General features: G+C 71.7%; 13 protein-coding genes. 7 read left to right on the top strand and 6 right to left on the bottom strand.

Going from position 1 to position 13,950, the window contains the following annotated elements; all coding sequences use genetic code 11:
- Positions 1-75: 75 nt before the first annotated feature.
- Genes HNR51_RS05975 through gltX form a run of 5 tightly spaced genes read left to right on the top strand, consistent with a single transcriptional unit; the run spans position 76 to position 5,246 of the window.
- Positions 76-516 carry a DUF4345 domain-containing protein gene (locus tag HNR51_RS05975; RefSeq protein WP_182554296.1) on the top strand — a complete coding sequence of 147 codons (441 nt, stop codon included), beginning with the start codon at positions 76-78 and terminating at the stop codon, positions 514-516.
- Positions 513-2,549 carry an FUSC family protein gene (locus HNR51_RS05970; RefSeq protein WP_182554295.1) on the top strand — a complete coding sequence of 679 codons (2,037 nt, stop codon included), beginning with the start codon at positions 513-515 and terminating at the stop codon, positions 2,547-2,549. The genes HNR51_RS05975 and HNR51_RS05970 overlap by 4 nt, the downstream gene beginning before the upstream one ends.
- A gap of 23 nt (positions 2,550-2,572) precedes the next feature.
- The gene (locus HNR51_RS05965; RefSeq protein ID WP_012456986.1) at positions 2,573-2,767 is read left to right on the top strand and encodes a DUF1656 domain-containing protein; all 195 of its coding nucleotides are present in this window, start codon (positions 2,573-2,575) and stop codon (positions 2,765-2,767) included.
- The gene (locus tag HNR51_RS05960) at positions 2,764-3,840 is read left to right on the top strand and encodes an efflux RND transporter periplasmic adaptor subunit (RefSeq protein ID WP_182554294.1); all 1,077 of its coding nucleotides are present in this window, start codon (positions 2,764-2,766) and stop codon (positions 3,838-3,840) included. Before HNR51_RS05965 ends, HNR51_RS05960 begins: the two co-directional genes overlap by 4 nt.
- 56 nt (positions 3,841-3,896) lie before the next feature.
- Positions 3,897-5,246, top strand: a complete 1,350-nt coding sequence (gene gltX / locus HNR51_RS05955) for a glutamate--tRNA ligase (protein WP_182554293.1) — start codon at positions 3,897-3,899, stop codon at positions 5,244-5,246.
- Here gltX and HNR51_RS05950 read toward each other — a convergent pair.
- From HNR51_RS05950 to HNR51_RS05930, 5 genes are all read right to left on the bottom strand, one after another.
- Entirely contained in the window at positions 5,243-6,022 is a 780-nt protein-coding gene (locus tag HNR51_RS05950; RefSeq protein WP_182554292.1) for a class I SAM-dependent methyltransferase, read from the bottom strand. The genes gltX and HNR51_RS05950 overlap by 4 nt on opposite strands.
- Positions 6,019-6,510, bottom strand: a complete 492-nt coding sequence (locus HNR51_RS05945; protein ID WP_182554291.1) for a VOC family protein — start codon at positions 6,508-6,510, stop codon at positions 6,019-6,021. Before HNR51_RS05945 ends, HNR51_RS05950 begins: the two co-directional genes overlap by 4 nt.
- A gap of 76 nt (positions 6,511-6,586) precedes the next feature.
- Positions 6,587-7,810: an MFS transporter gene (locus HNR51_RS05940; protein WP_182554290.1), complete on the bottom strand. Its 1,224-nt coding sequence runs from the start codon at positions 7,808-7,810 to the stop codon at positions 6,587-6,589.
- Positions 7,811-7,887: 77 nt separating this feature from the next.
- Complete coding sequence (locus HNR51_RS05935; protein ID WP_182554527.1) at positions 7,888-9,975, bottom strand: OmpA family protein; 2,088 nt, start codon at positions 9,973-9,975, stop codon at positions 7,888-7,890.
- A 157-nt stretch (positions 9,976-10,132) separates the two neighbouring features.
- The gene (locus HNR51_RS05930; protein ID WP_182554289.1) at positions 10,133-11,233 is read right to left on the bottom strand and encodes a DUF2865 domain-containing protein; all 1,101 of its coding nucleotides are present in this window, start codon (positions 11,231-11,233) and stop codon (positions 10,133-10,135) included.
- Positions 11,234-11,306: 73 nt separating this feature from the next.
- Here HNR51_RS05930 and HNR51_RS05925 point away from each other — a divergent pair, with 73 nt between their 5' ends.
- A complete protein-coding gene (locus HNR51_RS05925) occupies positions 11,307-11,852 on the top strand; it encodes a CreA family protein (protein ID WP_182554288.1) in 546 nt (181 codons plus the stop codon).
- 13 nt (positions 11,853-11,865) lie between these two features.
- Here the strand turns inward: HNR51_RS05925 and HNR51_RS05920 are convergent, their stop codons facing one another.
- The gene (locus tag HNR51_RS05920; protein WP_182554287.1) at positions 11,866-12,195 is read right to left on the bottom strand and encodes a hypothetical protein; all 330 of its coding nucleotides are present in this window, start codon (positions 12,193-12,195) and stop codon (positions 11,866-11,868) included.
- Between the two features lie 328 nt (positions 12,196-12,523).
- Here HNR51_RS05920 and cysS point away from each other — a divergent pair, with 328 nt between their 5' ends.
- Positions 12,524-13,912, top strand: a complete 1,389-nt coding sequence (gene cysS / locus HNR51_RS05915; RefSeq protein WP_182554286.1) for a cysteine--tRNA ligase — start codon at positions 12,524-12,526, stop codon at positions 13,910-13,912.
- Positions 13,913-13,950: the final 38 nt, after the last annotated feature.

The raw sequence follows: 13,950 nt of genomic DNA, 5'->3' as shown, positions 1-13,950 counted from the left end.
CACGGGCTGTCGCGCCGGACCGATGCCGGCTCCGCGCGCGAGCGCATCCACTCGAAGACCGAGAGCCTCACCGATATGGAGCGAGAACGCCGTATCCTGCAGCGGACGGTGGCGGTCGCCGCGATCGTCCCGGTTCTGGCGGGACTCTACGGCGTGCTGTTCGGCATCCACGGCATCGGCGGTCTGGGCGGCGGCACGCCGGTCAACATCTCGGCCGACAGCCACTTCCGCTACCTGTCGGGCCTGCTGACCGGTATCGGCATCCTGTTCTTCACCTGCGTGCCGGGCATCGAGGACAAGTCGCGGCTGTTCCGCTTCCTCACCCTCGTCGTGGGGCTCGGCGGGCTCGCGCGCCTGCTCGGGCTCGCCCTGACCGGCGTGCCGTCGCTGACGATGCTCGCCGCGCTGGCCCTCGAACTCGTCGTCACGCCGCTGCTCTGCCTGTGGCAGATGCGCGTGGCGCGCCTCGCCCGCGACGGGCGGCAGGGCCTGACCGGGTCCGGAACGCAGCGGTGAGCGGAGCGGCGCAGCCGGCGGACCGGGCGGGGCTCGGCGAGCGCCTGCTCGATGCCCTGGACCGCTGGGTGCCGAAGCCCGCCGCCTGGGCCTTCGCCCTGCGGATCTGGCTCGCCATGATGCTGGCACTCTACGCTGCGTTCTGGCTCCAGCTCGACAGTGCCTCCTCGGCGGCGGTCTGCGTCGCGATCCTCGCCCAGCCCAAGCGCGGCCAAGCCCTGTCGAAGGCCGGATACCGCTTCCTCGGCACGGTGGTCGGCGGCATCGTCGGCATCCTGCTGATCGCGCTGTTCGGGCAGGACCGGGTGCTCCTCCTCGTCAGCTTCGCCTGCTGGCTCGGCGCCTGTGTCTTCATCGCGCAGTTCCTGCAGGATACCCGCGCCTACGGGGCGATGCTCTCCGGCTACACGGTGGCGATCATCGCGGTCGCCCATATCGACGCGCCGCAGACGGTGTTCGACGCCGCCATCGGCCGCGTCGCCGCCATCGCCGTCGGCATCGTCGCGATCACCTTCATCAACGACGCACTCGCCTCGCCGAGCACGTGGCGATCCCTGCTCCCCCGCCTCGCTGGGGCCCACGCGGCGGCCAAGGCCTTCGCCCGCGAGAGCCTGACGCAAGGGGATCCCGGCCCGGAGCGCACCGCCGCCCTGATCCGGCAGGTCGCGCCGATGCGGGCGGATGCGAGCGCCATCGCGGGCGAACTCGACGACGGGGTGCACCGGGCCGCGGGCGCCCGCAGCGCCATCGCCGCACTCTACGTCCTGGCGGCGGCAAGCCGGGCGCTCGCGGCCGCGATGGACCGCATCCCCGAGCCGGGCCCGCGGGTGCGGGAGGCGCACACGCTCGCCCTGCGCGCAGTCTCGGACGGAGCGGACGCGAGCTCCCAGACGCTGGCCCGCGACGGCGAGCGGCTGCGCGACCTCGTCGATGCCGGGTTGTGCGAGGCCAACGCCTCCCTCGACGAGATCATGGCGCTCCAGCGCGCGCTGGACGTTACCAACGCCGCGACCTTCGCCGAGGACGGCGTGCGCGCCCTCGGCGACGGCCACGAGCCCCTGCGCGACATCGCCCTGCCGACCCATCGTGACTTCCAGGTCGCCGTGCGGGCCGCCCTGCGGGTGATGATCGCCTTCGGCCTCGCCGCCGGCCTCTTCATCCTGCTGGGGCTGCCGCAATCCTCCTTCGCCCTGGTGCAGGTCGCGGCGACCTGCTCCCTTTCCTCGGTCACACCCGATCCGCGCAAGTTCGCGCAGGGCGTTCTGATCGGGATGCCTCTGGCCGCCCTCTGCGCCGGGTTCATCCTGTTCGTGATGCTCAACGGCAACCAGGGCTTTCCCCTGCTCGCCATCGCCATGGCTCCGCCGGTCGCCTTCGGCTGCCTCCTCTCGCTGAACCCGCCGACCTTCACCATCGGCTTCATCACTCTGGTGTTCACGCCGGTGCTGCTCGCCCCGGAGAACCCGCAATCCTACGATCCGCAGGCCTTCCTCATGAACGGGCTCCTCGTCGTCGTGGCGGCGGTGATCCTGTTCCTGACAATCCGTCTCGTCCTGCCGATCTCGGCCTCGCAGCACCGTGCCTTCGCCCTCGAAGAGGCCCGCCGCGACCTCGCCGAGGCGCTCGTGGGGGAGGGCGGCGACGCCACCACCCGCACCAGCCTCAATGCCGACCGGCTGTTCCAGTTCTCGGCCTGGAATTCCGGCAGCGGCGCGGTGCGCCGCGCGAGCCTGCACCATGCCTTCGCCGTGGCGCAGCTCGAAGCCGCCGCCGCACGGGCCCACGCGCAACTGCGCCCGCTGAGCGAACTGAGCGGCCTCGTCCCGCTGGTCACGCGGGCGCGCGAGGCGCTCGCCTCCGCCCGCTCCGCCGACCTCGACCGGGCGGCGCGCGCGCTGATCGGAGAGGCGAGGGCGCAGGACCGGACCGTGCGCATGCAACTCGCGCGCACCGCCACCGACCTCGCCACCGCCTCGCACGTTATCCGGCGCCACGGACGTTTCTTCCGGCGCCTGTCACTCCCGAGTTCCTGACCCTGCCCATTGCGACTGTGCCGATGCAGCATGACCTCACCATTGGCGGGATCCTGGTCTCGCCCTTCATCGCCTACGCCCTGATCGCCTTCCTGGCGCTGGTGGCCCTGCGGGTGGTGTTCCGCTGGGTGCGCTTCGGCCGCTTCGTCGCCAACCCGCCGTTGGCGGAAGCCGGGATCTACATCTGTCTTCTCGCGATCGTGGTGGTGCTGCTGTGAAGGAGGACGACGCGACCGCCGACGACCGGCACCGGAACCGCCCAACCTCCGACGAGGCCGCCTCCGACGAGCCGCGCCCGAAGCGGCGGGCGGACACGAAGCCCGCGGCCGGACGGCGGCGGCACTGGAGTCGCCTTCTGCGGCTCGCGGCGACCGGCCTCGTCCTCGCCTGCGCGACGGTGGCGGCCTACGTGGTCTGGCAATTCTACGTGACCGCCCCCTGGACCCGCGACGGACGGGTGCGGGTGCAGGTCGTCAACCTCGCCCCGCAGGTAGCCGGCACCGTCGTCGAGCTGCGGGTCGCCGACAACCAGGAGGTGAAGCGGGGTGACGTCCTCTACGTCATCGACCCGTTCGACTATCAGGAGGCGGTCGTCTCGGCCGAGGCCGAGATCAAGAACCGCGAGGCCGATCTCTCGGTGAAGCAGGCGCAGGCCGCGAGGCGGGCGGCGCTCTCCACCGTCTCGACCTCGGTCGAGGAAAAGCAGCAATATGCCGGCACCGCCAAGATCGCCGAGGCGGCGCTGGAGACCGCCCGGTCGCAGCTCTCGCAGGCCAGGAAGAATCTGGAGCGCACCCAGGTCCGCTCGACCGTCAACGGCCGGGTGACCAACCTGCTCCTGCGGGTCGGCGATTACGCCCAGACCGGCACTGCCAACATACGTGTGATCGACACCGATTCCTTCTGGGTCGACGGCTATTTCGAAGAGACAAAGATGGCGCATATCCGCGTCGGCGCACCCGCCGAGATGGCGCTGATGGGCTACGGCACAGCCCTGCGGGGCACGGTGGAGAGCCTGACGCTCGGTATCTCCACGGCCAACGCCGCGACGAGCACGCAAGGCCTGCCGAACGTCGATCCGGTCTATACCTGGGTGCGGCTCGCCCAGCGGGTGCCGGTGCGGATCCGCATCGACCACGTGCCGCCGGAGGTGACGCTCGTGGCGGGCATGACCGCGACCGTCGTCGTCGGCGACGGCCGTGAGGGGCAGCCGCACTGGGTGAAGTCGGTGCGCGACTGGGTCCTCGGAAATCCCGAACCGAGCCAGTCCGGCTCGAACGGGAAGAACTGACGCGGCGCCCGCCCGCGGACGGTGCGACACTCACGAAAATTCGGTAGAGGGGCGGCATGGCCGCCTCACCTCTCGTCCGCTTCGCCCCTTCGCCGACCGGCTTCCTGCATATCGGCAATGCCCGGCCGGCGCTGCTGAACGCGCTGTTCGCGCGCCGCGCGGGCGGGCGCTTCCTGCTGCGCCTCGACGACACCGACCGGGAGCGTTCGACGGAGGAATTCGCGTCCGCCGTGGCCGAGGATCTCGGCTGGCTCGGCATCACGCCGGACCTGTTCTTCCGCCAGAGCGAACGCACCGCGCTCTACGACACGGCGGCCGAGCGGCTTAAGGCGGCGGGCCGGCTCTATCCCTGCTACGAGACGCCGGAGGAGCTCGACCGGCGCCGCAAGCGCCAGCTCGGGCGCGGCCTGCCGCCGATCTACGACCGCGCGGCACTCGCCCTCTCCGAGGCCGACCGGGCCGCCCTGGAGGCTGAGGGTCGCCGCCCGCACTGGCGGTTCAAGCTCGATCACCGGGTGGTGGCCTGGAACGACCTCGTCCGCGGCGAGAGCCACGTCGATTGCGCCTCGCTCTCGGACCCGGTTCTGGTGCGCGCCGACGGGAGCTACCTCTACACATTGCCGTCGGTGGTGGACGACGCGGAGGTCGGGGTCACCGATGTGATCCGCGGCGAGGACCATGTGACGAATACCGGCGTGCAGGTGCAGTTGTTCGAGGCGCTCGGCGCCGCGATCCCCGCCTTCGGCCACCACAACCTGCTGACGACGGCGGACGGGGAGGGGCTGTCGAAGCGCCTCGGCCACCTCTCGCTGCGCTCCCTGCGGGAGGCCGGCTACGAGCCCGCCGCGGTGCGCTCGCTCGCGGTGCTGACCGGATCGGCCGAGGCGGTGCGCCCGGTCGCCTCTCTCGACGAATTGGCGAGCCTCGTCGATCTCGCCCACCTGTCGCGGGCGCCGGCCCGGTTCGACCCGGCCGAACTCGACGGGATGAACGCCCGGCTCGTCCACGAGATGCCCCTCGACGCCGTGCGCGAGCGGCTCGCCGCCCTCGGTGTCCCGGCTGAGGCGGCGGACGCCTTCTGGGCCGCGGTGAGGGCCAATCTCGGCCGCGTCGCCGAGGCCGCCGACTGGTGGCGGGTGGTAGCGGGGCCGGTCACGCCGGTCGTGTCGGAGCCGGACTTCATCGCCCGGGCCGCCCGCCTGCTGCCGGAGGCGCCGTTCAATGCCGGTACGTGGAAGGCCTGGACCGACGCGGTGAAGGCCGAGACCGGCGCCAAGGGCCGGGCTCTGTTCATGCCCCTGCGCCTCGCGCTGACCGGCCTCGACCACGGGCCGGATCTCTCGGCGCTGCTGCCGTTGATCGGGCGCGAGCGGGCCGCGCGGCGGCTCGCGGGCGAGACCGCCTAATCGGAGACCCCGTCGGGCTCGGCCTCGATCATCATCACGTCGAGGGTGAAGCTGCCGTCGGCCTCGATCGCGAAATGGGTCCGCACCGGCTCGGGCGCGCCGGCCTGGAGCGCCCGGATCGCCGTGCGGCTCGCCTCCGGCGTGCCCATGCGGGCGACCCATGACGGGAAGTCCATGCGCACGCGCCAGCGCCGGACGGCGCCGGGCACGAAGCCGGCCTCCGCCAGCATCGCGCGCCACTCCGCCTCGCCGTAATCGCGCACGTGCGAGGGATCGCGCAGCAGTTCCCAGGCCTGGAGATGGGTGTCGAGAAGCGGCGGACCGGGATGCACGATGTCGACGATGCCGAGGCGTCCGTCGGGCGTGAGCACCCGGTGCGCCTCGCGCAAGGCGGCGGGCACGTCGCCCCAATGATGGGCGCTGTACCGCGACAGCACGCGGGCGAAGCTCGCATCCGCGAAGGGCAGCGCCTCGACGCTGGCCTGCCGCGTGGCGACATTCGCCAAGCCGCGGCGCCGCGCCTCCGCCGCCACTGCGTCGAGCATGGCCTGCGACAGGTCCAAAGCCGTGACCGCGCGGACCTGCGGCGCCACCGCGTAAGTGACATGACCGCCGCCGCAGCCGAGATCGAGCACGGCGGCGTGGGGCAGGTCCGCGAGGCCGGCCAGCGCCGTCAGATCCTCGCCCGCGGCGTGAACGGCGCTCACGACGTAGTCGGCGGCGCGGGCGCCGAACTGGCGCGCGGTGTGGGCGTCGTGGCTCTTCGCCTCGCTCATGGGGTCGACTCTCCTCCGGCCGCGGCGCGTTCGAGGGCCGCGATGTCGAGTTTCACCATGCTCTGCATGGCGGTGAAGATGCGCGCGGCCACGCCCGGATCGGGATCGGCGAGGAGGCGCGGCAGGATCTCCGGCACGATCTGCCAGGGCACGCCCCAGCGGTCGCGCAGCCAGCCGCAGGCGATCTCCGCGCCGCCTTCGGCCGTGAGCGCGGACCAGAGGCGATCGACCTCGGCCTGATCCCGGCACGGGACCGAGACCGAGGCTGCCGTTCCATAATCGGCCGGCAGGCCGCCGTTCAGCGCCTGGAAGCTCTGTCCACCGAGGGTGAAGACGATCAGGATCGGCTCGCCGGCCTCGCCCCCCGGCCAGGGGCCCGGCGCCCGTTGCACGTAGTCGATCCGCGAATCGGGAATGAGCGAGACGTAGAAGCGGACGGCCGCCTCCGCCTCCTTGCCGAACCAGAGGCAGGTGCTGACGCGCGCCATGCGATGCCCTCCATCTCCGCCACCAGGATAACGACGGGGGCCGCGGGCATTCAACCGGCTCCGGGACCGCCGGACGTCAGGGCGCCGGCCCGACCACCGGCGGCAGCGGCGCAAGGCGTGTCAGGCGCAGGGCGACGAGCAGGGCCGCCACGTAGAGGCTTCCGAAGAAGCCCGCCACGCCGGGCCAGCCGTAATGCAGAAAGAACCAGCCCCCCGCGGTGCCGAGCAGCGATGAGCCGAGATAGTACATACAGAGATAGATCGCGGAGGCCTGTGCCCGGTCGCTCGACGCCCGGCGCCCGACCCAGCTCGACGCCACCGAATGGGCGCCGAAGAAGCTCACGGTGACGACGACGATGCCGCCGATGATGAGAACGAGGTTGTCGGCAAGCGTCAGGGCGATGCCGCCGATGCCGAGCAGGATCGCCAGCCACAGCACCTTGCGCCGCCCCAACACCCCGGCGACGTGCCCGGTGATGGCGGAACTCGCCGTGCCCGCCAGATAGACGACGAAGATCAGGCCGATCTCCGTCTGGCTCAGGGAGAAGGGCGGGTCGAGCAGGCGGAAGCCGATATAGTTGTAGACGCAGACGAAGCCGCCCATCAGCAGGAACGGTTCGAGGAACAGCCAGGGCAGGCCGGCGTCGCGGAAATGGTGGGTGAAGGTGCCGGGCACCTCGCGCCAGCGCATCCGGTGGGCCATGAAGTGGCGCGAGGCCGGCAGGGCGAATTGGAAGGCCAGCGCCGCGAACAGCGCCAGCACGCCGATGATGCCGAGGCCCCAGCGCCAGGAGGCGTGATCCGCGATCACGCCCGCGAGCAGCCGTCCGACCATGCCGCCGAGCGCGTTGCCGCCGATCAGCAGCCCCATCGACAGGCCGATGGCGCGCCCATGCATCTCCTCGCTGAGATAGGCCATGGCAACGGCGGGCAGGCCGCTCGCGGCGATGCCGGTCAGCGCCCGCAGCACGAGGAAGCCGTGCCAGCTCGGCATCAGCACGGCGCCGATGGTGAGCAGCGCCGAGGCGAAGAGCGAAGCCGCCATCACCCGCTTGCGCCCCCAGACCTCCGAGAGCGGGCTGACGATCAGCAGCGAGACGGCCAGCGTGGCGCAGGGCAGGGACAGCGCGAGGCTGCTCTCGGCCGGCGAGACCGCGAAGGTGTCGTGGAAGACCGGAAGCAGCGGCTGGACGCCGTAGAGCACGGCGAAGGTGGAGAAGCCCGCCGCAAACAGCGCGAGGGTCGCCCGGCGGAAGGTCGGCGTCCCGGCCTCGATGAACCGGTCGCTGTCGTCCGCCATCGCCGTCCCGTGCTCTCAAGCTCACGCGTAACGTCCCCCCACTGCGCCGCAGCGGGGGGAGGGTCAAGTGGCCCTGGTTAACGGGGGGCGGGGGGCTGTTGCCCTTCCGCCTGCTGCTGGAGCAGCGGGGTGATCCGGCGGACGGTCACGCGGCGGTTCTCGCGGTTGGCCTCCTGCGTGTTCACCTTCAGGTACTGCTCGCCGTAGCCCTGCGTGGTGAGGTTCTCCGGCGGCACCTGGAAGTTCTGCGTCAGCACCGCAGCGACCGACTGCGCCCGGCGGTCGGAGAGCGAGAGGTTGTCGATGTCCGAGCCGACCGCGTCGGTATAGCCCTCGATCAGGAACACCTCCTGCGGATTGTCCTTGATCGTCCGGTTGATCGCCTCGGCAATGGTCGAGAGGCGCTTGGCCTGATCGGGCGTGACCGTGAACGAGCCGGTGTCGAAGGTGATCGTGTTGATGTCCACCGACGGCATCCGCGCCCGCAGCTGCGGGCTATAGCGCACCTGATCGAGGGTGTAGCGCCGATCCAGCTTCTGGACCGGCGGGGCGGAGAGCGCCTCGTAGACGGCGCGCTCGTCCGCCTGCTCGTAATCGACCACGTAGCGGTCGCGGGGGATGCGGATGTCCGGCGGCGGCAGCTCCACCACGTCCTCGTAGATCGGCCGGGGCGCGCCGCCATAGACGTTGTTGATGAGCACCACCTCGCGCCCGTCGCGATAGCGGCGGGACCGGCGCAGGAGCCGGCCGTCATCGTCGACGACGGTGATGATCTGACCGCCCGCCGGGCTGTCGACGTAGCTGTAGATCTCACCCCCGCGCCGCTCGCTGCGATAGCCGCGATCGCCGTAGATGGTGCGGAAGCGTTCGTTCTCGTCGTGGCGGATGAAGGTCGTGTCGCGGTCGCGCACGATGATGCGGCCGGGCTCGCGGTAATAGGTCCGGCCATCAACGTCGTATTCGCGACGGTCGCGGCGGATCGTGTCGTAGTCGCGCACGCGATAGTCGTCGTCGCGGAAGCCTCCGGGAATGTAGGCCGGCGTGCCGGGGATGTTGAAGCGGTCGCGGCGGTCGGAGCGGTCCCCGCGCCGGTCGTCGTCACGGCGGTCGTACCGGTCGCCCCGGCGATCATCGTCGCGGCGATCGTCGTTGCGGCGGTCGTCGACGCCGCGCGAATCCGGACGGCCGCCGGGCTGGTAGCCGGGCTGACCGGGCGCGACCGCATCGGGCGGCGTACCTGGGGGCTGAACCGGCCGGCCGGGAACGCCCGGCTGCTGGTTCGGCGGCGTCCGGCCGCCGGGTGCCTCGCGCGTGGCATCGGGCTGGGCCGCGGACGGCGCCGCCGGCTGATCCGGACGGGTGGGCTGCTGCGGATTCGGTGCGACCGGGCGGCCGGGAACACCCGGGCGCTGGTTCGGCGGCGTGCCGGGCTGGGCCGGGTTCGGCACGGAGGGCGGCGTCGGACGCTCCGGGCGCTCCGCGGCGGGCGGCGTCGGTGCCTCCGGGGCACGGCGCTGGGCCGGTGCCCCATCGGGACGCTCGCCGTCGCGGTCGGCGGGGCGGGCGGGACGAGTCTGCCCGTCACGGTCGGGACGATCCGGCGCCTCACGGCGGGCCGGCGCCTCGCGCTCGGGCGTCTCGCGGCGGGCGGGCGCCTCGCGATCCGGCGTGCGCTCGCGGGCAGCGGGCGGGGTGGGACGCTCCTCGGACCGGTCCGGCCGCTGCGCCGGGGCCGGCGCCCGCTCGGGACGCTCAGGCCGCTCTTGCCGTTCGGGACGCTCTTGCCGTTCGGGACGCTCCTGCCGATCAGGACGCTCCTGCGGCGCCGGACGCTCGGGACGGGCCGGGCGTTCGGCCGGGTCGGGCCGTTCGCGAGCGGCCGGGGCTTGGCGCGGCTCGGGCCGCTCCGGACGCTCGGGCCGATCCGGACGCTCCCGCGCCGGCGGGCCACCCCGCTCGACCCCGCCGCGCTCGGCCGGACCGGGGCCGCCGGGACCGCCGGGGCCACCCGGCCCGCGTCCGCCGCGCGGTCCCTCGCCGGGCTCCTCCCGCTGTGCCAGCTCGAACCGCCCCCCGTCGCCGAGGGACCGCGCCATCGACAGGTCGGACAGAACAAGCGCCGGCAGCATCGTGCCGGCCAGAAGCAGGGAGCGGGTGATCCGCATGAAGTCAGCCTCGTAGAACACAATCGGCGGTTCCGAACACGGTCGGGCCGGATTGGTTCCCCATCGTCTCGCGTCGGGATGCGCCGGAGACGGACCGAGGCGGCGGCGTCTTCGCCGGTCGAACGGCCGCTGAACGCGGTGCGTCCGGGCCGTTCGCTTATGGTGCGGGCGTCAGGGCCGGGGGCGGGAGCAGGCTCGGAACGATGACGCGGATGGCGCTGCGGCTCTCGACCGTCGAACCGGTCTGGTCGGCGGCCTCCTTCGATGCCGGCATCGTCACACCCTCGCGGCTGGCCACGTCGGCGGCGAGGCCCGCAGCGGTCCGGTCGGCACGGCCGACCAGGGTCAGGCGCACCTTCGGAGCGCGCGAGAGCCGTTCCGCCGTCATCGGCGTGACGAAGATATCGCCCTTGTGCCGCACGAGCATGCTCTCGGCCTTGGCGAGCGATTGCGCCCAGCTCTGGCCCGCCTGCTTGCAGGAGCAGTCCGGGGTGAAGCTCTTGCGGAATTTGAAGGCGGCGGGCAGCGCCGTGTAGGCGCGGCTGCCTTTGAGGGTGGCGGCGTATTTCAGCGCCTCGTCGCCGTGCGGCATCGAGTAGGCCACCGCCTCCGTGCCGGGACACAGCGCCTGGCACATCTCGTCGGCGCCGCCGCGGCCGTCGGGCAGGTTGGCCATCGGGAAATAGGAGCCGTCGCAGGTCTTCACGCAGATTACCTGCGCGCCGCCACGGGCGGTCTGGTTGCCGGCCGCCGTCTGGCCCTCCTGCCCCTCGCCGGGAATCAGGCCGGTGCAGGCGCTCGACACCGCGGCGACGAGTTGCCGCCGACGGGCGGCGACCACCTCGCCGTCGCCCCCGCCATAGGTGGCGTTGAGCGCACGGATCCGCGCCTCCACGGCGCCGCATTGCGGGGGCCGCGTGTCGAAGAACAGGAACTTGCCGCCCTCACAGTTGAGGCTGCGGTAATAGGTCTGGAGCCGCGCGACCTCGCTCTGCAGGGCGGAGGCGGTCGAGGCGCTGGCGTTGAGGTTGGCGAGTTCCGAGCGGTAGCGCTGGCAGGCCCAGACATCCGGCGCGGCGGCGGCCGGCGGCGCGCCGGCCAGGACTGCACCGGCGAGGGCGAGCACGGCAGCGAAGGTGCGGCGAAACTGCAGTCCGATCATCGGCATGGTGCGGATGCTGGGGATCTCGGGCAGGAGGTCGCGAGGAGGCATGGCGAGACCGCGGCGCCGCGAAGCGGCACGAGCGATCACCGACATGTGTTAAAGCCCCTCGCCCTTTCGGGACAGAGACACCATGTCTCTGCGGCCAAGCTTTGAGGGGATTGCGTCGATGATGTGGCTCATGGGCACCAATGGGAGCGGCCGGCGCCGCGCGGCGGCACGACTCGCGGCGGGTGTCGCCCTCTGCCTCGCCGCCGTTGCTCCGGCCCGTGCGCAGGAGCCCGACCGGATCTTCGACAAGTCGACCGTCTGGCGCCCGTTGACGCCCAACGACAAGCTCGTCGTCTACGGCATCGACGATCCGGCCGTGGCCGGCGTGGCCTGCTGGTACACCCAGCCCGAGAAGGGCGGCATCAAGGGCACGCTCGGACTGGCCGAGGACGTCTCGGACATCTCGCTCGCCTGCCGGCAGGTCGGCCCGGTCCAGTTCAAGGACAAGATGAAGCAGGGCGAGGTGGTGTTCAGCGAGCGGCGCTCGTTGATCTTCAAGTCGATGCAGATCGTGCGCGGCTGCGATGTCAAGCGTAACACGCTGATCTACATGGTCTATTCCGACAAGGTGGTCCAGGGCTCGCCCAAGAATTCCACCTCCGCCGTGCCGCTCGCCCCGTGGGGGACGGAGCCCCCACCGAAATGCGCGGATTTCGTGAAGTAGCGCCTTTGCCGTCTCAGTCCTGGCAGGTGATGCGCAGCGGGCGCGGCGCGCTCTTCACCGGGGCGGCGCCGTCGATGGCACCGGTATATTCGTCCTGCGCGGCGACGCCGTAATTGCTGGCGCTGGCGAACCCTTGCGATTCGCACCACGCGTTGGCGACGACCTGACCGCACTCGCTCGGGCCGCCGCTCAGGCACTCGCCGACGCCGTAGCCGTCCTCGGCCGGGATCAGGAACGTCTTCTCGACGGGCTTGCGCGTCGCGGCAGGCTCACTTCCGGCACGGGCCGGGAGGGCGGTGGCGGCGAGAGCGAGGGCAAGAAGAACGGCAGCCGATCGGCGCATGGTGAAGACCTTGTGAACGGGTTCGTTCGAGTGCGGAGTGTTCGGACGGCGCGGTAAACAAACCCTTGCCGGTCCGCTCACGGTCGGGCGAGGAACGGCGGGTGCGCCGCCCTTCTCGAATTCATCACCGTTTTGGGTTAGCCCAACCCCGGTGCGGCGACCGTCGCGGCGGCGCAACAGCGGCGGCCGGCGGCTCCGGCGACACTGTGGCAGCGGGACCGTCCGCAACCGTGCGGCGGCCGGCGGAAGACGCTGCGCAGCCACGACAAACGACGAGGGCGGCACAGGCCGCAGGGGAGGCCGGGCGAGCCCGGCAGGAACGCAGTCGATGACGCCGATGTTGCGCCTCTACAACACGCTGACTCGCGAGAAGGCGGCCTTCGCTCCGATCGATCCGACGAACGTGCGGATGTATGCCTGCGGCCCGACGGTCTACGACGCCGCGCATATCGGCAATGCCCGGCCGATCATCGTCTTCGATCTGCTGTTCCGGCTGCTGCGCCACCTCTACGGGCCGGAGCACGTCACCTATGCCCGCAACGTCACGGACGTGGACGACAAGATCAACGCCCGCGCCCTCGAGCGCGGCATCACCATCCGCGCGCTGACCGACGGCACCCTGGCGCAATTCCACAAGGATATCCGCGACCTCGGCGTGCTCATGGCCGAGGACGTGAACCGGGCCGGCGCGCCGGTGCGCTTCATCGAGCCGCGGGCGACCGACCACATCGGAGAGATGCACCGGCTGATCGAAGGTCTGGTCGCGGCCGGCCACGCCTACGTGGCCGAGGGGCACGTGCTGTTCGACGTGCCCTCCATGCCCGATTACGGCGCCCTCTCGAAGCGCCCGCTCGACGAGATGGAGGCCGGCGCCCGGGTCGAGGTCGCGCCCTACAAGCGCTCGCCCCTCGACTTCGTGCTGTGGAAGCCGTCGAAAGCCGGCGAACCGTCCTGGCCCTCACCCTGCGGGATCGACGCGCCGGGGCGGCCCGGCTGGCACATCGAGTGCTCGGCCATGTCGTGGAAGCATCTCGGGAAAACCTTCGACATCCATGCCGGCGGCATCGACCTGATCTTCCCCCATCACGAGAACGAGGTGGCCCAGTCGCGCTGCTGCTTCGGCACCGACGTGATGGCCAACGTCTGGCTCCACAACGGCTTCCTGCAGGTCGAGGGGGAGAAGATGTCGAAGTCGCTCGGCAACTTCATCACCATCCGGCAGGTGCTCGACGACTGGCCGGGCGAGGTGGTGCGCCTCAACATGCTCAAGACCCACTACCGCCAGCCGATCGACTGGACCCTGCGCGGCCTGGAGGAATCGAGCCGGATGCTCGACCGCTGGTACGAGGCGGCCGGCGAGGCGGCGCCCGACGCGGCGGTGCCCGGCGGCGTGGTCGAGGCGCTCGGCGACGACCTGAACACGCCGGCCGCCATCGGCGAGTTGCACCGGCTCGCCGGCAGCGATGCCGGGGCGCTCAAGGCCGGCGCGGGGCTGATGGGCTTCCTGCCGACGACGAAGGCGCAGCGCGAGGCGGAGCGGGTCGGCGCCGCCGGGATCGACGTGGCGCGGGTGGAGGCTCTCATCGCCGAGCGCAAGGCGGCGCGCGCCGCCAAGGACTGGGCCGCCTCCGACCGGGTGCGCGACGCGCTCACCGCCCTGGGCGTCAGCGTGAAGGACAACAAGGACGGCACGACGACCTGGACGGTCGCGGGCTGAGAACCCGCCGGCGCTTCAGCGCATCGCTCCGTGTCCGC

The sequence above is a fragment of the Methylorubrum thiocyanatum genome, assembly GCA_014138645.1.
GTDB lineage: Bacteria > Pseudomonadota > Alphaproteobacteria > Rhizobiales > Beijerinckiaceae > Methylobacterium > Methylobacterium thiocyanatum.
The sequence above is the reverse complement of the archived record's forward strand: the minus strand, read 5'-3'. Positions and strand labels throughout refer to the sequence as shown.